The organism is Metabacillus idriensis, assembly GCF_009674765.1.
GTDB lineage: Bacteria > Bacillota > Bacilli > Bacillales > Bacillaceae > Bacillus_P > Bacillus_P idriensis.
This window is the reverse complement of record NZ_WKKF01000017.1, coordinates 1-18,230: the sequence shown is the minus strand read 5'-3', so window position 1 is coordinate 18,230 and position 18,230 is coordinate 1. Positions and strand designations below refer to the sequence as shown.

Genomic DNA, 18,230 nt, shown 5'->3' with positions numbered 1-18,230 from the left:
CCGATGAAACTTCATGAATTAAAACCAGCAGAAGGGTCACGCAAAACACGTAACCGTGTTGGCCGTGGTACAGGTTCTGGTAACGGTAAAACGTCTGGTAAAGGTCATAAAGGACAAAACGCTCGTTCTGGCGGCGGTGTTCGCCCTGGATTCGAAGGTGGTCAAACTCCTTTATTCCGACGTCTTCCTAAACGCGGATTTACGAACATCAACCGTAAAGATTTCGCGATCGTGAGCTTAGACAAATTAAATCTTTTTGAAGATGGTACTGAAGTAACAACTGAACTTTTACTTGAAGCTGGCATGATCAGCAAAGTAAGATCAGGCGTGAAAGTACTTGGCAACGGCAAGCTTGAGAAAAAGCTTACTGTAAAAGCTAACAAATTCTCTGCATCTGCTAAAGAAGCTATTGAAGCTGCTGGCGGTACAGTAGAGGTGATTTAATGTTTAAGACAATCTCCAATTTTATGCGCGTGGGTGATATCCGCAATAAAATCTTGTTCACCCTTTTAATGTTAATTATATTTCGCATTGGAACTTTCATCCCTGTGCCTGGCGTCAACGCTGACGTTTTAAAGGCTCAGGATGAAATGAATGTTTTCGGAATTCTTAACACGTTCGGCGGTGGTGCACTGTATAACTTCTCGATCCTTGCGATGGGGATTATGCCGTACATTACAGCATCCATTATCGTGCAGCTTTTGCAGATGGATGTTGTGCCGAAATTTACTGAGTGGTCAAAGCAAGGTGAAGTTGGCCGTCGTAAACTAGCACAATTCACTAGATATTTTACGATTGTACTAGGTTTCATCCAAGCGTTGGGTATGTCTTACGGTTTTAATAATCTCGCTGGGGGATTATTAATTGAAAACCCAGGTATTGCAACGTACCTTTTAATTGCAGTTGTCTTAACAGCAGGTACTGCTTTTTTAATGTGGTTAGGAGAGCAAATTACCTCTAAGGGTGTTGGCAATGGTATTTCCATTATCATCTTTGCAGGGATTGCAGCAGGAATCCCTACAACTCTTAACCAAATCTATGCACAACAATTCCAGGACGCTGGAGATCAGCTTTTCTTGAATATTGTAAAAGTTGGGCTGATAGTATTAGCGGTAATCGCAATTATTGTTGGAGTTATCTTCATTCAGCAGGCTCTTCGCAAGATTCCTATTCAATATGCGAAGAACTCAGCAGGTCGTGCACCGGCGAAAGGTCAGTCTACTCACCTTCCGCTTAAAGTGAACCCGGCTGGCGTAATCCCTGTCATCTTTGCGGTTTCGTTCATTATTACACCGCCAACGATTGCATCATTCTTTGGATCCAATGATGTTACAAACTGGATTCAAAAAACGTTTGACTATACACAGCCAATTGGTATGGTAGTCTACGTAGCACTAATCATTGCTTTCACTTATTTCTATGCATTCGTTCAGGTTAATCCGGAACAAATGTCAGAGAATCTGAAAAAGCAAGGCGGATATATCCCAGGCATTCGCCCTGGTAAAAATACGCAAGAATATTTGACAAAAATTTTATACAGACTGACGTTTGTTGGTTCTCTTTTCTTAGCAGCTATCTCAGTTCTTCCTGTATTCTTTATTAAGTTCGCTAACTTGCCAGCTTCTGCACAGATTGGCGGAACGAGCTTGTTGATCGTAGTAGGGGTTGCTCTTGAAACGATGAAACAACTTGAAAGTCAGCTTGTTAAGCGTCATTATAAAGGATTTATTAAACAGTAAGGTTATGGGACTTGGGTCCCTTTCCTTCTAAATAGAGACTGAGGGGGGTAATATTCTTGAATTTAGTTCTTATGGGTCTGCCAGGAGCCGGTAAAGGCACACAGGCAGAACGAATCGTTGAAAAATATGAAATCCCTCATATCTCAACAGGGGATATGTTCAGAGCTGCTATTAAAGGTGAAACTGAATTAGGTCTTAAAGCAAAATCCTTCATGGATCAAGGTGCACTTGTTCCTGATGAAGTAACAATTGGTATCGTCCGTGAGAGATTGGGCAAGAATGATTGTGAAAAAGGTTTCCTCTTAGATGGATTCCCGCGCACAGTTGCTCAAGCTGAAGCTTTAGAAGAAATTCTGTCAGATCTTAATAGAAAAATTGATTACGTCATTAACATCGAGGTTGATAAAGACATCCTTATGGAGCGTCTTACAGGTCGCCGTATTTGCAAAAAATGCGGATCAACATATCATCTCGTTTTCAACCCTCCTGCGGCTGAAGGAATCTGCGACAAATGTGGCGGAGAACTTTACCAAAGAGAAGATGATAACGAAGAGACTGTTGCAAACAGACTTGAAGTGAATCTCAAACAGACACAACCTTTGCTGAATTTCTATGAAGAAAAAGGATATTTGCGTAATATTAATGGACAACAGGACATTAAGCAGGTTTTCGTTGACGTTAATGAACTGCTTGGAGGATTAGGTGAATGATCATTTGTAAGACTCCACGTGAAATTGAAATCATGCGTGAAGCTGGTCGCATTGTCGCATTGACCCACCAGGAACTCCAAAAACATATACAGCCTGGAATTACTACAAAAGAACTGGATGTAATTGCCGAAAAGTTTATACGCGGAAGCAATGCAATTCCTTCTTTTAAAGGTTATAATGGTTTTCGCGGGAGCATTTGTGCTTCAGTGAATGAGGAGCTCGTTCACGGAATACCTGGAGATCGAGTATTGCGTGAAGGAGACATTATCAGCATCGATATCGGTGCTAAGTATAATGGCTATCATGGTGACTCTGCTTGGACATATCCTGTTGGAAAAATCTCTCTGGAATCCGAAAGACTTCTTGAAGTTACAGAGGAATCCTTATACAAAGGGCTAGCTGAAGCAAAGCCTGGCGAGAGACTATCCAATATATCACACGCTATTCAGACGTATGTTGAACAGCATCAATTCTCGGTCGTTCGGGAATATGTTGGACACGGCGTTGGACAGGATTTACATGAAGATCCGCAGATTCCGCATTATGGTCCGCCAAACAAAGGTCCGAGGTTAAAACCAGGCATGGTCTTGGCGATTGAGCCAATGGTTAATGCCGGCAGCCGTTACGTAAGAACTCTTTCTGACAACTGGACAGTTGTTACGCAAGACCGCAAGATGTGTGCTCATTTTGAACATACAATTGCTATTACTGAAACTGGCTATGAAATTTTAACTAAAGCCTGATCCGAAGGTGATATTGTTTGAACGAAGCCGAATCGAGTCCGCGCATAGGTCAGTTTGTCTATATTACTGAAGGCAGAGAAGCTGGACAATATGCTGTTGTGATCAATATTCTCGATGAACGATTCGTTTTAATAGCTGATGGAGAGAATCGATTGTTTCACTCCCCGAAAAAGAAGAATGTTAATCATCTAGAATTTATTGATTGCGTATCTCCGGAAGTTCAGAACAGTATATATGAAACAGGTCGTGTGACAAACGGGAAACTTCGGTTTGCCTTAACAAAGTTTGTCAATGAGCAAGTTGCTGATTTGAAGAAGGGAGAAAAGTGAATGGCGAAAGACGATGTAATTGAAGTAGAGGGTACTGTACAAGAGACATTGCCTAATGCAATGTTCAAAGTTGAGCTTGAGAACGGTCATACGGTTTTAGCGCATGTATCTGGAAAAATCCGCATGCATTTTATTCGTATTTTACCTGGAGACAAAGTTACGGTAGAATTATCACCATATGATCTATCTCGTGGCAGAATTACGTACCGTTTTAAATAAAACACTCCGCAACTAAGGAGGTAAGAGAAATCATGAAGGTAAGACCATCGGTTAAACCAATCTGTGAAAAATGCAAAGTTATTCGCAGAAAAGGCAAAGTAATGGTAATTTGTGAAAATCCAAAACATAAACAAAAACAAGGCTAAAACTAAAGGAGGTGCAGCTTTAAATGGCTCGTATTGCTGGTGTAGATATTCCTCGTGACAAACGCGTTGTTATTTCATTAACATACGTTTTCGGTATTGGTCGTCCAACTGCTGAAAAAGTACTAGCTGAGGCTGGTGTTTCTGAAGATACTCGTGTGCGTGACTTAACAGAAGAAGAATTAGGTAAAATTCGTGATATCGTAGACAAGCTGAAAGTTGAAGGAGACCTTCGTCGTGAAGTTTCTTTAAACATCAAACGTCTGATTGAGATCGGCAGTTTCCGCGGTTTGCGTCATCGTCGCAGTTTACCTGTTCGTGGTCAAAATACCAAAAATAACGCTCGTACTCGTAAAGGACCTCGTCGTACGGTTGCGAACAAGAAAAAATAAGGTAAAGGAGGTTAACCCACAATGGCTCGTAAAACGAACACTCGTAAGCGTCGCGTAAAAAAGAATATTGAGGCAGGTATCGCTCATATTCGTTCAACATTTAACAACACGATTGTTACTATTACAGACGTACATGGTAACGCTCTTTCTTGGTCAAGTGCAGGTTCACTGGGATTCAGAGGATCACGTAAATCGACTCCATTTGCTGCACAAATGGCTGCTGAAGCTGCAGCTAAAGGATCAATTGAACACGGTATGAAAACTCTTGAAGTAACTGTTAAAGGACCAGGCGCAGGCCGTGAAGCTGCTATTCGTGCACTTCAAGCTGCTGGTCTAGAAGTAACAGCTATCAGAGACGTTACTCCGGTTCCACATAACGGATGCCGTCCGCCAAAACGTCGTCGTGTATAAATTTTCTGTATAGATTTTGTATCCCTGTCAATAATGGGTTATGATACAGTAAAAAGTTCTCGCAGAAATAACTATTTGTTGTTGTGCACATTCGGGACTTTATAATGGGGAATTTCGGTTAGACACACCTAAAAGCTTGCTTTTGTCTAGCCGGGGTTTCGACGTTTTGAAGGAGGGTTTATAGATGATAGAAATTGAAAAACCAAAAATCGAAACGGTTGAAATCAGCGACGATGCCAAGTACGGTAAATTCGTCGTCGAACCACTCGAGCGTGGATATGGTACTACTTTGGGTAACTCCTTACGTCGTATTCTCTTATCTTCACTCCCTGGTGCCGCTGTAACATCAATCCAGATAGATAGTGTACTCCATGAATTCTCTACAATCGAAGGCGTTGTTGAAGATGTTACAACAATCATCTTAAACATTAAAAAGCTTGCTCTTAAGATTTATTCTGAGGAAGAAAAAACGCTTGAGATTGACGTACAGGATGAAGGAGTTGTAACGGCTGCAGATATTACTCACGACAGTGATGTTGAAATTCTAAATCCGGACCTTCATATTGCTACATTAGCGAAGGGTGCACATTTCCGTATGAGATTGACTGCGAAGCGTGGACGCGGATATACTCCGGCTGATGCAAACAAAAGAGAAGATCAGCCAATTGGCGTTATCCCAATCGATTCAATTTTCACACCTGTATCCCGCGTGTCTTATCAAGTTGAAAATACACGTGTAGGTCAAGTGTCGAACTATGATAAACTTACTTTTGATGTGTGGACAGACGGAAGCACAGGTCCAAAAGAAGCTATTGCACTTGGTGCAAAGATTCTGACTGAACATCTTAATATCTTCGTAGGGCTTACTGATGAAGCTCAAAACGCTGAGATTATGGTGGAAAAGGAAGAGGACCAAAAAGAAAAAGTTTTAGAAATGACGATCGAAGAATTGGATTTGTCAGTTCGTTCTTATAACTGTTTAAAACGTGCAGGCATCAACACTGTACAGGAGCTTGCTCATAAAACAGAAGAAGACATGATGAAAGTTCGTAACTTAGGTCGTAAATCTTTGGAAGAAGTTAAAGCGAAACTAGAAGAACTTGGCTTAGGTCTTCGTAAAGACGACTGACGACTAGTTAACAAGTTAACTAGCGTTTTCGCGTGTTTCTAAAATTAACATACAGTATTAAACGAAGGAGGGAACACATAATGCCTTACAGAAAATTAGGACGTACAAGTGCTCAACGTAAAGCGTTACTTCGTGATCTAACTACAGATTTAATTATCAGCGAGCGCATTGAAACTACTGAGGCTCGTGCGAAAGAATTACGTTCAACTGTAGAAAAAATGATTACTTTAGGTAAACGTGGGGATCTTCATGCCCGCCGCCAAGCTGCTGCTTACATCCGTAACGAGGTAGCAAACGAAGAAGGCACGCAAAATGCACTTCAAAAACTATTCGGTGATATCGCACCACGTTATACAGAGCGTCAAGGTGGATACACTCGCATAATGAAACTTGGACCTCGCCGCGGCGACGGAGCACCAATGGTCATTATCGAATTAGTTTAATTATATTTAGTTACTCCAAGGGCGGGTCAGTTTTTAGAAACTGGATCTATGCCCTTTTTTTATACACTTAAAGCCCCTCTGCTTTCTAATAGGCTGTGAGGGGTCATTCTAAGTGTGAGCAGAGAGAGAATAGAAGAGTACAGGTGTTTTTTTGTGTGAACATGCAGTTGCATGTTTTCATTATACGAATAAAAACACAGGTGAGGGAGGCAGCAATGGAACAGCCGATCATTCATGTGAATGACGTGACATTCCGTTATCACGAAGAGGACGCAAGACCCGCATTGAACTCCGTTTCCTTAAGTGTAAACAAGGGAGAGTGGCTTGCGGTTGTCGGTCATAACGGCTCGGGCAAGTCTACACTTGCAAGGGTACTGAATGGTTTGATACTGCCTCAGAACGGTAACGTAATCGTAAACGGCATCACTCTTAATGAAGATTCAGTTTGGGAGATACGAAAACAGATTGGCATGGTTTTTCAAAATCCTGATAATCAATTTGTCGGTACAACCGTAAAGGATGATGTGGCTTTTGGTTTAGAAAATCACGGAGTGCCGCGGGAAGTCATGAAAAAGCGCGTGGAGTGGGCTACACATAAAGTGAAGATGGAAGCATTTCTCGATCAAGAGCCGCACCATCTGTCAGGAGGACAAAAGCAGCGTGTTGCCATAGCAGGTGTCATAGCTGTCCAGCCTCAAATTATCATCTTAGATGAAGCAACCTCCATGCTTGATCCCCAGGGAAGAAAAGAAGTCATGGAAACAGTAAGGGAACTAAAAGATCAGGGGATCGTTACTGTTATATCGATTACTCATGATCTGGAAGAAGCTTCGAAGGCTGACAGGATTATTGTCATGAATGGCGGGGAAAAGTTCTCCGAAGGTACACCTGAGACAATCTTCAAGCTTGATCAGAAGCTAGTTGAAATTGGCCTTGATCTCCCTTTTCCATACAGAGTGAGCATGAAGCTGAGAGAAGCAGGGGTTAACCTGACACGCAACCATCTTGATGAAGAAAGCCTGGTGAATGAACTATGGACATTACATTCAAAGAGTTAGAGCACAGGTACCAAGTTCATTCTCCTTTTGAACGTCTTGCCCTTTATGACATCAATCTGACGATTAAAGATCGTTCGTTTGTTTCGATTATCGGACATACGGGATCAGGGAAATCTACCATCCTGCAGCATCTAAATGGCCTGCTGAAGCCAACAAAGGGATCGGTCTCTATTGGGGACCGCAAAATTGAAGCTTCTAAGAAAAACAAGAATCTGAAATTAATCCGCCAATCGGTTGCGATTGTCTTTCAGTTTCCTGAGCATCAGCTGTTTGAGGAAACGGTGGAACGTGATATCATGTTTGGCCCCTTGAACTTCGGCGTGCCGCCTGAAGAGGCGAAAGTGAAGGCGGGAGATGCATTAAGACGAGTAGGTCTTCCTGCAGAGGTTCTTCAAAAATCGCCATTTGATTTAAGCGGCGGACAAATGAGACGTGTCGCCATTGCAGGTGTCCTGGCCATGGAGCCAAAGGTGCTTGTACTCGATGAACCGACTGCAGGACTTGATCCAAGCGGTAGAAAAGAGATCATGGACCTTTTCTATACCCTTCATCAGGATCGCTCTCTAACAACCATTCTTGTCACACACAGCATGGAAGACGCTGCCCGTTACTCAGATGAAATCATCGTCATGCACAAAGGAACTGTTCAAATGAAGGGAACTCCTGAAGAAGTATTCAGCCATTCAGAAACATTAATTTCTGCAGGGCTTGATCTTCCGGAAACTGTAAAGCTTCAAACAATAATCGAACAAAAGCTTGGCAAGGAACTGAAAGGGATCTCACTTTCTATTGATGATTTGGTTCATCAGGTTGCATCTGAGATAAAGGGTGACCCAACATGATGAGCAGTATGATCATTGGAAAATATGTGCCTGGAAGTTCTCTCATTCATAAGATGGATCCGCGTTCGAAGCTTGCGATGATCTTTTTGTTTGTCTTTATTGTCTTTTTTGCCAACAATACACTGACTTATGCGATTCTTGGATTCTTCACGCTCTTTATTGTTGCTTCTACCAAATTGCCGCCTAGATTTTTACTGAATGGCTTGAAGCCGATTATATGGATTATCTTATTTACCTTTATCCTGCACATTCTGGTCACAAAAGAAGGGCCTCTTCTGTTTGAATTTGGTTTTCTATCAATTCATGAAGAAGGAGTCAGACAGGGGATTTACATTTCCCTGCGTTTCCTGTTTCTTATTCTTCTTACGACGATCCTGACATTAACTACTACTCCTATCGAAGTAACAGACGGGATGGAAAGTCTGCTTAATCCGTTTAAAAAAATCGGCCTGCCTGTCCATGAACTCGCATTAATGATGTCGATCTCACTCCGGTTTATTCCAACCCTTATGGAAGAAACGGATAAAATCATGAAAGCGCAGATGGCAAGAGGCGTTGATTTTACAAGCGGACCTGTCAAACAAAGGATTAGTGCCATTATACCTCTGTTAGTGCCGTTGTTTATAAGTGCGTTTAAACGGGCTGAGGAACTTGCCACTGCTATGGAAGCGCGTGGATATCAGGGCGGCGAGGGCAGAACAAAGCTGCGCGAGCTGAAATGGGGAATCCTCGATTCGGTCATTCTGGCCATTTTAGTCGGTGTAGGTATTGTTCTATTACTATTGCGTTCATAGGAGCTTATCATGAGGGTAAAATGTACAATCGGATATGATGGAACAAGATTTAACGGCTTTCAAATTCAGCCGAATCTGAGAACCGTCCAGGGTGAGATTGAAAGGGGCCTTAAAAGGCTTCATAAAGGAAAAGAAGTAAAAGTATTTGCATCGGGAAGAACGGACGCAGGAGTCCACGCAGTCGGACAGGTTCTGCATTTTGATACGGACATTTATATTCCTGAGGACCGCTGGCCAAATGCATTAAATTCACTGCTTGCTGAGGACGTTGCGATTCAATCCGTTTCGTTTGTAAACGAAGACTTTCATGCAAGGTATCATGTCCGCGCGAAGGAATACCGCTATAAAATAAACCGTTCAGCGATCCGGAATGTATTTAATCGAAATTATTCTTATCATTATCCTTATAAACTTGATTACGTCAAAATGAGAGAAGCGATTAAATTTCTGATCGGCACTCATGACTTTACCAGCTTTTGTTCTGCGAAGACGGATAAAGAAGACCGGGTAAGAACATTATATGATATCGAATTTTATGAAGAAGATGACATGCTTACGTTTCGATTTGTAGGCGATGGATTTCTTTATAACATGGTAAGAATATTGGTCGGCACTCTGATCAATGCAGGGCGCGGAGCGATGGATCCTTATCAGATTCCGGAGATACTGAAGGCGCAGGATCGTTCCTTATGCGGCAAAACAGCCCCGGGGTCTGGATTATATTTGTGGAAAGTTTATTATGACAACTAAACCAGGTGTAACATTTTCTTGACAATGTTGCCTGAACGTTATAATATATCATATGGTATGTATTTCAACCCCACAAATAAAGCCCCGGAAGAGTTTAATTTGTGTTTTGAAATAGAATGATTAAATTTTAACAACTGAAAGATATTTAGGAGGGAAAAACATGCGTACAACATATATGGCGAAAGCAACTGAAGTTGAACGTAAATGGTTCGTAGTAGATGCGGCCGGCAAAACTTTAGGTCGTCTTGCTAGCGAAGTAGCATCTGTACTTCGTGGAAAACACAAACCAACTTACACACCACATGTAGACACTGGTGATCATGTGATCATCATCAATGCAGCACAAATCGAACTAACTGGTAAAAAATTGACTGACAAGATTTACTACCGTCACAGCCAATTCCCAGGCGGTTTGAAATCAAGAACAGCTCTTGAAATGCGTACAAACTACTCTGAGAAAATGCTTGAATTAGCAATTCGCGGAATGCTTCCTAAAGGTTCATTAGGACGTCAAATGTACAAAAAATTACATGTATATGCTGGCAACGAACATCCACATCAAGCACAACAACCAGAAGTTTACGAACTTCGCGGTTAATTATTAAGGAGGTTATTAATTTGGCACAGGTTCAATATTACGGTACTGGCCGTCGTAAAAGTTCAGTAGCGCGTGTTCGTCTGGTTCCAGGCGAAGGCCGTATTGTTATCAACGATCGTGAAGTAAAAGATTATATCCCATTCGCAGCTTTAATCGAAGATATTAAACAACCATTAAACTTAACTGAAACAACTGGAAGCTATGATGTTTTAGTTAGCGTTAACGGCGGTGGATTTGCTGGTCAAGCTGGCGCAATCCGTCATGGTATCTCTCGTGCATTATTAGAAGCTGACCCAGAATACCGCGGCACTTTAAAGCGCGCTGGTCTTCTAACTCGTGACGCTCGTATGAAAGAACGTAAAAAATACGGTCTTAAAGGCGCTCGTCGTGCACCTCAGTTCTCAAAACGTTAATCTGTACGTTTCAAAGGCTCTCAACCATTATGGCTGGGGGTCTTTTTTATAGCTGAAAAATGCTTATGGTCAATTTTTAGTCAAGAAAATATTTTTGATCAAATTTGACCACATATCATCACTCAATGTACTTTTGAAATTTTTCTGCTGTTTGTTCTTTAAGTGTATCTTTTTACGAAAATTCCTGTAGTGTTATTGCTAGAAATTGTTTTTATCTCATCCTTTTTCTAATAATTCCTCTCATATGCCTCATTTTCCTTGCTAATTAACTCTTTTTGCTGTCTTGGTATTTACATGCTCCAACGGGTTCTTTGAGATAATATCCATACTTAAAGCGCATTTAAAAACTTGAATTCGTAAATATTCATCCTATCTTTACCGTTAGATGAAAAAGGAGTTTATTCTTCTGTATTCTAGTACTATACCGGGCATGAACATGTCTCTGACGCCGGGCGGTGTGCATGAGGTACATTGACAAAAGCATGCAGACTGGGTTTAGATGAGTTTGAAAAACAGCAGGGGGAAATTCCTGCTGTTTTTTTAGACCTAAAAAACTTTTTTCTGATCTCGATCTTCTTTTAATATTTCTACCGCTTCACGGAATCTCATAGAGTGGACGATTTCACGTTCTCTTAAAAAGCTAAGCGAATCATTAATGTCTGGATCGTCGGACATATTGATCAGCCATTGATAGGTAGCACGCGCTTTTTCCTCGGCTGCTATATCTTCATATAAATCGGCAATCGGATCCCCTTTTGCCTGAATATATGCAGCAGTCCATGGTACACCAGCTGCGTTATGGTAAAAAACTGCACTGTCATGATTCGCATAATGTTCGCCAATCCCGGCATCTCTTAGCTGCTCGGGCGTAGCATCTTTGGTAAGCTTAACAACCATTGTCGCAATCATTTCAAGATGGGCAAATTCTTCAGTACCAATATCAGTTAAAAGCCCAACAACCTTATCCGGAATGGAGTACCGCTGGTTTAAGTATCGGAGGGCTGCCGCAAGTTCTCCATCCGCACCCCCGTATTGTTCAATCAAATACTTTGCAAGGGTTGGGTTGCATTTACTAACTTTTACAGGATATTGCAACTTCTTTTCATAGACCCACATATGCTCTCCTCCTTAAACCTGCCATGGCCAGGGGGCGCTTCCCCAATCCCAGCGGGGGCCGGGATTATTGCTGACTCCAAATTGAAACAAAGGACCGTATTTCGCTTCAAAAACCTGTTTCACTTGTCTTGAGTAATCGGAAAACTGGTTGAATTGCTGTAATGCGTTCTCATCATCAGGATGCGTGTCAAGGTAAAGAGTTAATTCGACTAGAACGAAATCTGCAGCCTGAATCTGATGCATCAATTGATAGTATTCATCATCAATTTGCTTTACCAAATCAAGACTTCCTCTCTTTATATGGATTTTCATAAGGATCGTATAAAGCTTTCCAAAGCGTTCCTTTTTTCAATGCTTCATAAGGCGGAAATTGTTCCAGGTTAGGCGGCTGAAAATTCATGTATAAGTTAGGTGGGGTCCAATAATATTTACTTCCGATTGGCGGACAGGGATCAAAACGGCTATGAAAGGGTTTATATGTTTTAACTGGTGTAAAGTGATTTGGATTTTGGCTATACAAATCATTTCCCTCCTCTCCAAAAATCCTTGCCATTAAAAGGTATGTGTGTGTATGAAAGCTTATGACCCCATTATTGCATCCGGTTTAAACATTGAAGTCACGGGACCACTTCTGGATTAGGATATTTACTATTTGTACATATCCCGCGGAACATCAACCCACCTTCAGGACAGACATTCAAATGCGGAGAGCTGAACAAGCTTTCGAACTAGTTCCTGCATACGTTTATCTAACATCTAATGAGTCGGCCTGCGTGACCGGCCAGTTTCTGCATGTGAACGGCGGAAAGATACGCTATACCTAGGGATAACCATCAATGTATAGTGATAAGGTTTAAAAAGAACATTTAATCATGAAGAACATGTACATAATTGGGCACCCTTTTGTCTTTTCGTTATTTGGACATGAAATTTTAATGGGAAACCTATTCGTGCACCTCTGTTCTGTTACTTTTATTAAAATCACAATATTTATGTGTGTGTTTTCATTGATCGCAATCCAAAGCCTCCGGATCCTCCTTTAATTGGTAAAACAATCACGAATGATAAAAAAACAGCAGTAAAACAATAGAGAAAGGGGGCGATGAATAAATGGAAATTATAACATCACTTGCAGATAAAAGAAGAGATAAACAAATCAAATACGAACGAAGCATCCTTAAGGATCTCACGTTAACCCAGCTAAAAGCAAAAGCCTATGAAAGCTTTGGCGTTTTCATGCATTCTGGTACATTCGATTATTCAGCAATTGAGGATGGCTGCATTGACTTATCGATTGAAGCTTATTTGCTTGGTGCCAGCTACAGCAGGTTTGGCTTTTTTGGAGAATCTATCCAAACTGTCAATAATAGGAGCAGAAGAGAAGAAAAGCTGCTTATCGATGAATTGTATGAATATATGCTGATATGGGGTAATCAAAGCGAAAGTGATTTTACAAATGAATCCATTTACTATGCTTGTGAATTTTTAATTCACTCATGGTGGTCTGAGGGATTTGAGATAGGTGAAAAACGGTACAAGCTTCGGCTTCATTAAACTTTTTTTAGCATAATCCATTCTATTTCTTAACATATTCCCTGCAAGTCCCCCATATATTGTTAAAGGACGAGCAGGAGGGGAAAAAATGAGAAGAAAGCTAAGATGGTTTGGCTTCGGTGCAGGCTTTATTTTATTACTCCTATTATTTCAGTTTCAATTCAATAACGACAGTTCCTGGAAATCGTGGAATCTGCCTTTGACGGGGAAAGTGATTTACATAGACCCGGGCCACGGAGGACCAGACGGAGGGGCGGTAGGAAAAAAACATCTTGAGAAAGATATCGCACTTTCCATATCGAAGCAGATTAGAGACTACCTTCAAGAACAGGGAGCATTAGTCCTTCTCACCCGTGAAACAGATACAGATCTTGCTGAAAAGGATACAAAAGGATATTCAAAGAGAAAAGGGCAGGATTTGAGAAAAAGACTCCACATGATTAACGATTCCGAAGCAGACTTGTATTTGAGTATTCACTTGAATGCCATTCCCTCTAATGAATGGAGCGGAGCCCAGACTTTTTATCATTCCAAAATGAAAGAGAATGAAAAGGTGGCAAAATTCATTCAAGATGAACTAAGAAGAAATTTAGAGAATACAGACAGAAAAGCAAAGCAAATGAACACAATCTACTTAATGAAGCACATTGATAAACCGGGTGCATTAGTAGAAGTAGGTTTCTTATCTAACCCAGAAGAGGCCAGGCTTCTTGGAACGGAAGAATACCAGGACAAAGTGGCTGCTTCCATTTATAATGGCATCTTAAGATATATGACACATGAAAAAAATCCTCCTGAGTGAAGGATTTTTTTGTTTTCTGCTGCATTCTCTGGTCGGAATGTGCAATACCTCTTTTTTGTCTATATATGTTATACTGATGTAAACGAATACAACAAAGGGTGGTTATCATGCTGAATGAGGAAACAGCTCGTAAAATTGTCGGGAATTTAGAAGAACCTTTTTTACATAGAACATTAAAAGAGTTAAATGCAATTGAAGAAGTTTCCATAAAAGAAGAGAAAAATCATATTAGCATGAAAGTGGCGATTGCCAAAACAGGTACATCTGAACAAATGCAGCTGCAGCAGGAAATCGTTGCTAAACTGAAAGAAACAGGGGCTGCAACAGTGGGTCTCCGTTTCACTGAGCTTCCTCAAGAGGTCATCGCGAAATATCAAACTGCAAAGCCTGAAGATCCTTCATTGCTCTCAAACGGAAAGCAGCCGACGTTTATCGCGATTGCAAGCGGAAAAGGCGGAGTCGGAAAGTCTACCGTATCAGTAAATTTAGCAGTTGCACTCGCTCGCTTAGGCAAGAAGGTCGGCTTAATTGATGCGGATATTTATGGGTTCAGTGTTCCTGATATGATGGGGATCACAAAAAGACCGGTTGTAAGGGGAGAAAGAATCATCCCTGTTGAGCGGTTCGGAGTACAAGTTATATCTATGGGATTTTTTGTTGAAGATAATGCTCCGGTCATCTGGAGAGGACCTATGCTTGGTAAAATGCTCAACAACTTCTTTCAGGAAGTAGAATGGGGAGACCTGGATTACCTGCTGCTTGATCTGCCTCCTGGTACTGGCGACGTTGCGCTCGATGTCCATGCCATGCTGCCGTCTTGTAAGGAAATCATCGTGACGACTCCTCATCCAACAGCTGCATTTGTAGCGGCAAGAGCAGGTGCTATGGCTCTTAGAACAGAGCATGAAGTAATCGGAGTAGTCGAAAACATGTCTTACTTTGAAAGCAAGCTCACTGGAGAAAAAGAATATGTATTTGGCAAAGGCGGAGGGGAAAAGCTTGCACGTGAACTTGAAGTGCCTGTCCTTGGAAATATTCCGCTGCAGCAGCCGGACTGGAACGAAGAAGACTTTGCTCCATCTGTTTACGCGAAAGATCACCCTACAGGTGAGATTTACTTAGGGATTGCCAAGAAGGTTACAGAACTTGTGCCTGTAAGTGTATAAAGAAAAGCGCCAAGTGATTGGCGCTTTTCTTTATTATTTAATGGATGCGGATTATTACCCGCCCGATCCAGTTTCACTTTGTCCGCCTTGCTCTGATTGCTGGCCGCCGCTTTCACCGCCTCCTGAGCTTCCTCCGCTGCCGCCTTGCTGATTCATTTCTTTAGCAGCTTTCAGGAGGGTTTCTTCCATCTTTGTTTTGAAAAGCGGGCTATTAATCGTTTCTGTGATGACTTGCTGTAAATGCTTGCGGAATTCTTGGCTTTGAAGCACTTTTACCGTTTGTTTTTCCATTTCAGGATTCTCAAGAACGCCAATAAGCATTTCTTGATACTCAGGGTCTTTCATCAATCCTTTAATGACTTTTTCATGCTCCGTCTGCAGGCTTTTGGCGAAGCTTTCACTGAATTTTGGATCTTCAAAGGTTTTTTTCCAGAATTCCGCACCTTTTTCAGATGTCAGTGTTTTAGAAATGGTATCTGAAACAACCTTTTGGTCCATGATCAAATTTTGCTTCATGTCATCATTTTTCAAAATTTCCTGTATTGCTTTTTTTCCATCATCGGTCTTTAGTATATCAACAACCATCTTTTTTGTTTCTTCATAATCAAGTTGTCCTGCAGGCTGATCCTTTGGTGAACAGCTTGCAAGGAAGAAACAAATGGCTATTAGCGATAATAATGAGAGCAACCCTCGCTTATTCATGTATGCAAAGCTCCTTTCATAATCAAGTTGCTTATTTTTAATATGAATTATCTAAAGGTTTTTATACTGGGAATTAAAATAGCTTTTTCAGAAGGACATTGGTAAAATTTCATGAGTAGATTACATATTGGGGGAAACTGCATTGAACAGTAGAAATTGGGTCCGTTTGTTTTTGACGACTCTGCTTGTCGGAGGCATCAGTACAAGCATCGTCGGCTTTGCATTAAAATGGGGAGAGTATCAGAAATTTTTTACCTCTTTTGATCTTGTTGAAATCCTCTCCATTTTATTTTGGCTGATTGGTGTTGGTTTTATTTTCAGTATTATTAGCCAAATGGGCTTTTTTGCGTACTTAACGATCCATCGCTTTGGTCTGGGCATATTCAAAACAGCTGCTTTATGGAATGCCATTCAAATCGTGCTGATTTTGTTCGTGGTGTTTGATTTGATTTATTTCCGCTATCAGCTGTTCGCAGCGGAAGGCGAATCGATTCTGTCTTATATCCTTCTTGCATTATTCATTGTTATTTTTGGTCTGGCTGTAGCTTACATCAAAATGCAGCAAACAAATAAAATGGCTTTCATCCCTGCTTTGTTCTTTATGATTGTCGTTACTTCTGTCGAATGGGTCCCTGCTCTCCGTGTAAATGAGGGAGACTGGCTGTATCTCATGCTCATTCCGCTTCTCATCTGCAATGCGTATCAGCTATTATTATTAACGAAATACTCTCAAGCCAAAAAAGCTAAGCCCATGTGAGCTTAGCTTTTTTATGATCTTTATTTCACTTCAGTTGTTTTCGCATTCCCATTAGCGATTAATTCAGCAACCGATACATTCTGTAATCCTTTTTGCTTCAGACCATCAACAATCTGGGGAAGTGCTTTTTGTGTTTGCTTAGCGGAATCAGAAGCATGAAGCAGGATAATGTCTCCGCCCTGGACACTGTCAATGACGTTTTTAACAATTTCATTTACTCCTGGATTCATCCAATCATCAGAGTCAACACTGTAGTGGACAACCGTATAACCATATCTTTCAGCTATAGTAAGAATTTCTTGATTGAAATTGCCTGTTGGAGGTCTGAGGAGTTTAATATCCTTCAGCCCAAGTTCATTAAACACATCCTGTGCCATTAGAATGTCACGGCGAACGTCCTCAGCCTCCAAAGAAGTATAATTTTTATAAGCATAGCCCATGCTTCCAACCTGGTGTCCATCCTTTACAATTTGCTTCACGATTTCCGGATGACGTTCAGCCCATGCCGCAGAGAGGAAAAAGGTTGCGTTTGTAATGCCGTTTTGCTTCAATGTTTCAAGAATGGGTTTTGCTTTCTCATCTCCCCAGCTGATATCAAAAGTTAATGAAACCTTATTCTCCTTTTCCTCACCTCTGAAAACGGCTTTAGGGCCATCTGCAGTTGAAAAAACAGGGAATTGCATGACGTTTTCTATATATAATATCCCGGCTGTAAAAAGCGCAGCTATAACAATAATAATAAGTTGCTTGATCTTTTTAACATGTAAAACGTAAAAATTATTCATCCTCATCAACCCCGTTCCAATGTTCTTGTCTCATATGTATGCCAAGCTGTTAATAATATGATTAGAAAAATACTGCTTGTGCAATAATGATAAAACTTAGGCATCTTAGAGGAGGATCATATGTCAAAAGGATTCATTTTTAATGATAAAGAAGCACAGGAAATGGAGCTGCTGGTTGAGCAGGAATTATCCATTATCAGCAACATACTGATCGATGAAAATTTGACGTTCGTTCAAAAAAGGTCTCTTTTAGAAAAAAGAGAACTCCTTAGCAATTTGTATAAAATTATCAGCGGGAAATTCGATCAGCATTTTAATAAATATATTAAATAATTTCTATTGACCATGGGTGGAATAGATGGTATATTATTCTTCGTCGCTAAGAAACAATTTGAATTTGAAAGAATGAAAAAATATTTCAAAAGGTTGTTGACACGGCGATAAAGACCATGTTAAATTATATAAGCCGTCACCACTGATGGCGCAAATGATCTTTGAAAACTAAACAAAACCAAAAGCGTACCAAACGTTTTAAATTTTTGAAGTCAGCAACAAATTGAGTCACAAATTTTCTTCGGAGAGTTTGATCCTGGCTCAGGACGAACGCTGGCGGCGTGCCTAATACATGCAAGTCG

At 40.9% G+C, this 18,230-nt stretch carries 26 protein-coding genes, 1 rRNA gene and 1 pseudogene; 23 read left to right on the top strand and 5 right to left on the bottom strand.

The features are described from left to right. Nucleotides 1-3: 3 nt before the first annotated feature. From rplO to rpsI, 17 genes and pseudogenes are all read left to right on the top strand, one after another. Entirely contained in the window at nucleotides 4-444 is a 441-nt protein-coding gene (rplO, locus tag GJU41_RS22895) for a 50S ribosomal protein L15 (protein WP_070875221.1), read from the top strand. Then, a complete protein-coding gene (gene secY / locus GJU41_RS22890) occupies nucleotides 444-1,739 on the top strand; it encodes a preprotein translocase subunit SecY (RefSeq protein WP_070875220.1) in 1,296 nt (431 codons plus the stop codon). The genes rplO and secY overlap by 1 nt, the downstream gene beginning before the upstream one ends. A 56-nt stretch (nucleotides 1,740-1,795) precedes the next feature. Then, nucleotides 1,796-2,449, top strand: coding sequence for an adenylate kinase (locus GJU41_RS22885; protein ID WP_070875219.1), 654 nt, complete (start codon nucleotides 1,796-1,798; stop codon nucleotides 2,447-2,449). After that, nucleotides 2,446-3,192: a type I methionyl aminopeptidase gene (gene map, locus GJU41_RS22880; RefSeq protein ID WP_070875218.1), complete on the top strand. Its 747-nt coding sequence runs from the start codon at nucleotides 2,446-2,448 to the stop codon at nucleotides 3,190-3,192. The genes GJU41_RS22885 and map overlap by 4 nt, the downstream gene beginning before the upstream one ends. A gap of 17 nt (nucleotides 3,193-3,209) precedes the next feature. Continuing rightward, nucleotides 3,210-3,544, top strand: a pseudogene (locus GJU41_RS22875) (KOW motif-containing protein). Beyond that, on the top strand, nucleotides 3,522-3,740 hold the full coding sequence (gene infA, locus GJU41_RS22870) for a translation initiation factor IF-1 (RefSeq protein ID WP_070875217.1): 219 nt from the start codon (nucleotides 3,522-3,524) through the stop codon (nucleotides 3,738-3,740). The pseudogene GJU41_RS22875 and the gene infA overlap by 23 nt, the downstream one beginning before the upstream one ends. Before the next feature lie 32 nt (nucleotides 3,741-3,772). Continuing rightward, nucleotides 3,773-3,886 (top strand): 50S ribosomal protein L36, encoded by a 114-nt coding sequence (rpmJ, locus tag GJU41_RS22865; RefSeq protein WP_003156543.1) that lies wholly within the window; start codon nucleotides 3,773-3,775, stop codon nucleotides 3,884-3,886. A 23-nt stretch (nucleotides 3,887-3,909) separates the two neighbouring features. Then, nucleotides 3,910-4,275 carry a 30S ribosomal protein S13 gene (gene rpsM / locus GJU41_RS22860; protein ID WP_070875216.1) on the top strand — a complete coding sequence of 122 codons (366 nt, stop codon included), beginning with the start codon at nucleotides 3,910-3,912 and terminating at the stop codon, nucleotides 4,273-4,275. A 21-nt stretch (nucleotides 4,276-4,296) separates the two neighbouring features. Further along, the gene (gene rpsK / locus GJU41_RS22855; RefSeq protein ID WP_029282777.1) at nucleotides 4,297-4,686 is read left to right on the top strand and encodes a 30S ribosomal protein S11; all 390 of its coding nucleotides are present in this window, start codon (nucleotides 4,297-4,299) and stop codon (nucleotides 4,684-4,686) included. 184 nt (nucleotides 4,687-4,870) lie between these two features. After that, nucleotides 4,871-5,815 carry a DNA-directed RNA polymerase subunit alpha gene (locus GJU41_RS22850; protein ID WP_070875215.1) on the top strand — a complete coding sequence of 315 codons (945 nt, stop codon included), beginning with the start codon at nucleotides 4,871-4,873 and terminating at the stop codon, nucleotides 5,813-5,815. 80 nt (nucleotides 5,816-5,895) lie between these two features. Further along, nucleotides 5,896-6,258, top strand: coding sequence for a 50S ribosomal protein L17 (rplQ, locus tag GJU41_RS22845; protein ID WP_070875214.1), 363 nt, complete (start codon nucleotides 5,896-5,898; stop codon nucleotides 6,256-6,258). 215 nt (nucleotides 6,259-6,473) lie between these two features. Further along, the gene (locus GJU41_RS22840) at nucleotides 6,474-7,316 is read left to right on the top strand and encodes an energy-coupling factor ABC transporter ATP-binding protein (RefSeq protein ID WP_070875213.1); all 843 of its coding nucleotides are present in this window, start codon (nucleotides 6,474-6,476) and stop codon (nucleotides 7,314-7,316) included. Next, on the top strand, nucleotides 7,292-8,158 hold the full coding sequence (locus GJU41_RS22835) for an energy-coupling factor ABC transporter ATP-binding protein (protein ID WP_154319695.1): 867 nt from the start codon (nucleotides 7,292-7,294) through the stop codon (nucleotides 8,156-8,158). Before GJU41_RS22840 ends, GJU41_RS22835 begins: the two co-directional genes overlap by 25 nt. Further along, on the top strand, nucleotides 8,155-8,952 hold the full coding sequence (locus tag GJU41_RS24825) for an energy-coupling factor transporter transmembrane component T family protein (protein ID WP_070875211.1): 798 nt from the start codon (nucleotides 8,155-8,157) through the stop codon (nucleotides 8,950-8,952). The genes GJU41_RS22835 and GJU41_RS24825 overlap by 4 nt, the downstream gene beginning before the upstream one ends. Nucleotides 8,953-8,958: 6 nt before the next feature. Next, a complete protein-coding gene (gene truA / locus GJU41_RS24820; RefSeq protein WP_070875210.1) occupies nucleotides 8,959-9,702 on the top strand; it encodes a tRNA pseudouridine(38-40) synthase TruA in 744 nt (247 codons plus the stop codon). 160 nt (nucleotides 9,703-9,862) lie between these two features. After that, nucleotides 9,863-10,300, top strand: a complete 438-nt coding sequence (gene rplM / locus GJU41_RS22825; RefSeq protein ID WP_070875209.1) for a 50S ribosomal protein L13 — start codon at nucleotides 9,863-9,865, stop codon at nucleotides 10,298-10,300. A gap of 20 nt (nucleotides 10,301-10,320) precedes the next feature. Continuing rightward, nucleotides 10,321-10,713 (top strand): 30S ribosomal protein S9, encoded by a 393-nt coding sequence (gene rpsI, locus GJU41_RS22820; protein ID WP_070875208.1) that lies wholly within the window; start codon nucleotides 10,321-10,323, stop codon nucleotides 10,711-10,713. A gap of 546 nt (nucleotides 10,714-11,259) precedes the next feature. On the opposite strand, the gene cotJC is transcribed toward rpsI, so the two are convergent. The 3 genes from cotJC to GJU41_RS22805 are packed head-to-tail and all read right to left on the bottom strand — an operon-like array spanning nucleotide 11,260 to nucleotide 12,349. Continuing rightward, nucleotides 11,260-11,829, bottom strand: a complete 570-nt coding sequence (cotJC, locus tag GJU41_RS22815) for a spore coat protein CotJC (protein WP_070875207.1) — start codon at nucleotides 11,827-11,829, stop codon at nucleotides 11,260-11,262. A gap of 12 nt (nucleotides 11,830-11,841) precedes the next feature. Further along, the gene (locus GJU41_RS22810) at nucleotides 11,842-12,141 is read right to left on the bottom strand and encodes a spore coat protein CotJB (protein WP_139149054.1); all 300 of its coding nucleotides are present in this window, start codon (nucleotides 12,139-12,141) and stop codon (nucleotides 11,842-11,844) included. Beyond that, nucleotides 12,110-12,349: a spore coat associated protein CotJA gene (locus tag GJU41_RS22805; RefSeq protein ID WP_224771492.1), complete on the bottom strand. Its 240-nt coding sequence runs from the start codon at nucleotides 12,347-12,349 to the stop codon at nucleotides 12,110-12,112. The genes GJU41_RS22810 and GJU41_RS22805 overlap by 32 nt, the downstream gene beginning before the upstream one ends. A gap of 590 nt (nucleotides 12,350-12,939) precedes the next feature. Between GJU41_RS22805 and GJU41_RS22800 the strand changes: the two genes are divergently transcribed. From GJU41_RS22800 to GJU41_RS22790, 3 genes are all read left to right on the top strand, one after another. Beyond that, entirely contained in the window at nucleotides 12,940-13,383 is a 444-nt protein-coding gene (locus GJU41_RS22800; protein WP_070875204.1) for a DUF2521 family protein, read from the top strand. Nucleotides 13,384-13,471: 88 nt separating this feature from the next. Then, the gene (gene cwlD / locus GJU41_RS22795; protein ID WP_070875203.1) at nucleotides 13,472-14,185 is read left to right on the top strand and encodes an N-acetylmuramoyl-L-alanine amidase CwlD; all 714 of its coding nucleotides are present in this window, start codon (nucleotides 13,472-13,474) and stop codon (nucleotides 14,183-14,185) included. Nucleotides 14,186-14,292: 107 nt separating this feature from the next. Beyond that, nucleotides 14,293-15,351, top strand: coding sequence for an Mrp/NBP35 family ATP-binding protein (locus GJU41_RS22790; protein ID WP_070875202.1), 1,059 nt, complete (start codon nucleotides 14,293-14,295; stop codon nucleotides 15,349-15,351). A gap of 54 nt (nucleotides 15,352-15,405) precedes the next feature. Here the strand turns inward: GJU41_RS22790 and gerD are convergent, their stop codons facing one another. Next, complete coding sequence (gerD, locus tag GJU41_RS22785) at nucleotides 15,406-16,053, bottom strand: spore germination lipoprotein GerD (protein ID WP_070875201.1); 648 nt, start codon at nucleotides 16,051-16,053, stop codon at nucleotides 15,406-15,408. A 142-nt stretch (nucleotides 16,054-16,195) separates the two neighbouring features. Here gerD and GJU41_RS22780 point away from each other — a divergent pair, with 142 nt between their 5' ends. Continuing rightward, complete coding sequence (locus GJU41_RS22780; protein WP_070875200.1) at nucleotides 16,196-16,810, top strand: KinB-signaling pathway activation protein; 615 nt, start codon at nucleotides 16,196-16,198, stop codon at nucleotides 16,808-16,810. Between the two features lie 20 nt (nucleotides 16,811-16,830). Here GJU41_RS22780 and pdaB read toward each other — a convergent pair whose 3' ends face one another. Beyond that, a complete protein-coding gene (pdaB, locus tag GJU41_RS22775; RefSeq protein ID WP_154319694.1) occupies nucleotides 16,831-17,595 on the bottom strand; it encodes a polysaccharide deacetylase family sporulation protein PdaB in 765 nt (254 codons plus the stop codon). 120 nt (nucleotides 17,596-17,715) lie between these two features. Here pdaB and GJU41_RS22770 point away from each other — a divergent pair, with 120 nt between their 5' ends. Together GJU41_RS22770 and GJU41_RS22765 are read left to right on the top strand one after the other, a co-directional pair. Next, a complete protein-coding gene (locus GJU41_RS22770) occupies nucleotides 17,716-17,928 on the top strand; it encodes a hypothetical protein (RefSeq protein ID WP_070875198.1) in 213 nt (70 codons plus the stop codon). 238 nt (nucleotides 17,929-18,166) lie between these two features. Beyond that, nucleotides 18,167-18,230: ribosomal RNA gene (locus GJU41_RS22765) — 16S ribosomal RNA — on the top strand; the annotation flags it as partial.

Excerpts from the sequence above, each read along its gene's own strand:
- rplO (WP_070875221.1), top strand. The coding sequence starts at position 4 with ATGAAACTTCATGAATTAAAACCAGCAGAAGGGTCACGCAAAACACGT.
- secY (WP_070875220.1), top strand. The coding sequence starts at position 444 with ATGTTTAAGACAATCTCCAATTTTATGCGCGTGGGTGATATCCGCAAT.
- map (WP_070875218.1), top strand. The coding sequence starts at position 2,446 with ATGATCATTTGTAAGACTCCACGTGAAATTGAAATCATGCGTGAAGCT.
- infA (WP_070875217.1), top strand. The coding sequence starts at position 3,522 with ATGGCGAAAGACGATGTAATTGAAGTAGAGGGTACTGTACAAGAGACA.
- rpmJ (WP_003156543.1), top strand. The coding sequence starts at position 3,773 with ATGAAGGTAAGACCATCGGTTAAACCAATCTGTGAAAAATGCAAAGTT.
- rpsM (WP_070875216.1), top strand. The coding sequence starts at position 3,910 with ATGGCTCGTATTGCTGGTGTAGATATTCCTCGTGACAAACGCGTTGTT.
- rpsK (WP_029282777.1), top strand. The coding sequence starts at position 4,297 with ATGGCTCGTAAAACGAACACTCGTAAGCGTCGCGTAAAAAAGAATATT.
- GJU41_RS22850 (WP_070875215.1), top strand. The coding sequence starts at position 4,871 with ATGATAGAAATTGAAAAACCAAAAATCGAAACGGTTGAAATCAGCGAC.
- rplQ (WP_070875214.1), top strand. The coding sequence starts at position 5,896 with ATGCCTTACAGAAAATTAGGACGTACAAGTGCTCAACGTAAAGCGTTA.
- GJU41_RS22840 (WP_070875213.1), top strand. The coding sequence starts at position 6,474 with ATGGAACAGCCGATCATTCATGTGAATGACGTGACATTCCGTTATCAC.
- GJU41_RS22835 (WP_154319695.1), top strand. The coding sequence starts at position 7,292 with ATGGACATTACATTCAAAGAGTTAGAGCACAGGTACCAAGTTCATTCT.
- GJU41_RS24825 (WP_070875211.1), top strand. The coding sequence starts at position 8,155 with ATGATGAGCAGTATGATCATTGGAAAATATGTGCCTGGAAGTTCTCTC.
- rplM (WP_070875209.1), top strand. The coding sequence starts at position 9,863 with ATGCGTACAACATATATGGCGAAAGCAACTGAAGTTGAACGTAAATGG.
- cotJC (WP_070875207.1), bottom strand. The coding sequence starts at position 11,829 with ATGTGGGTCTATGAAAAGAAGTTGCAATATCCTGTAAAAGTTAGTAAA.
- GJU41_RS22810 (WP_139149054.1), bottom strand. The coding sequence starts at position 12,141 with ATGAAAATCCATATAAAGAGAGGAAGTCTTGATTTGGTAAAGCAAATT.
- GJU41_RS22800 (WP_070875204.1), top strand. The coding sequence starts at position 12,940 with ATGGAAATTATAACATCACTTGCAGATAAAAGAAGAGATAAACAAATC.
- cwlD (WP_070875203.1), top strand. The coding sequence starts at position 13,472 with ATGAGAAGAAAGCTAAGATGGTTTGGCTTCGGTGCAGGCTTTATTTTA.
- GJU41_RS22790 (WP_070875202.1), top strand. The coding sequence starts at position 14,293 with ATGCTGAATGAGGAAACAGCTCGTAAAATTGTCGGGAATTTAGAAGAA.
- gerD (WP_070875201.1), bottom strand. The coding sequence starts at position 16,053 with ATGAATAAGCGAGGGTTGCTCTCATTATTATCGCTAATAGCCATTTGT.
- pdaB (WP_154319694.1), bottom strand. The coding sequence starts at position 17,595 with ATGAATAATTTTTACGTTTTACATGTTAAAAAGATCAAGCAACTTATT.
- GJU41_RS22770 (WP_070875198.1), top strand. The coding sequence starts at position 17,716 with ATGTCAAAAGGATTCATTTTTAATGATAAAGAAGCACAGGAAATGGAG.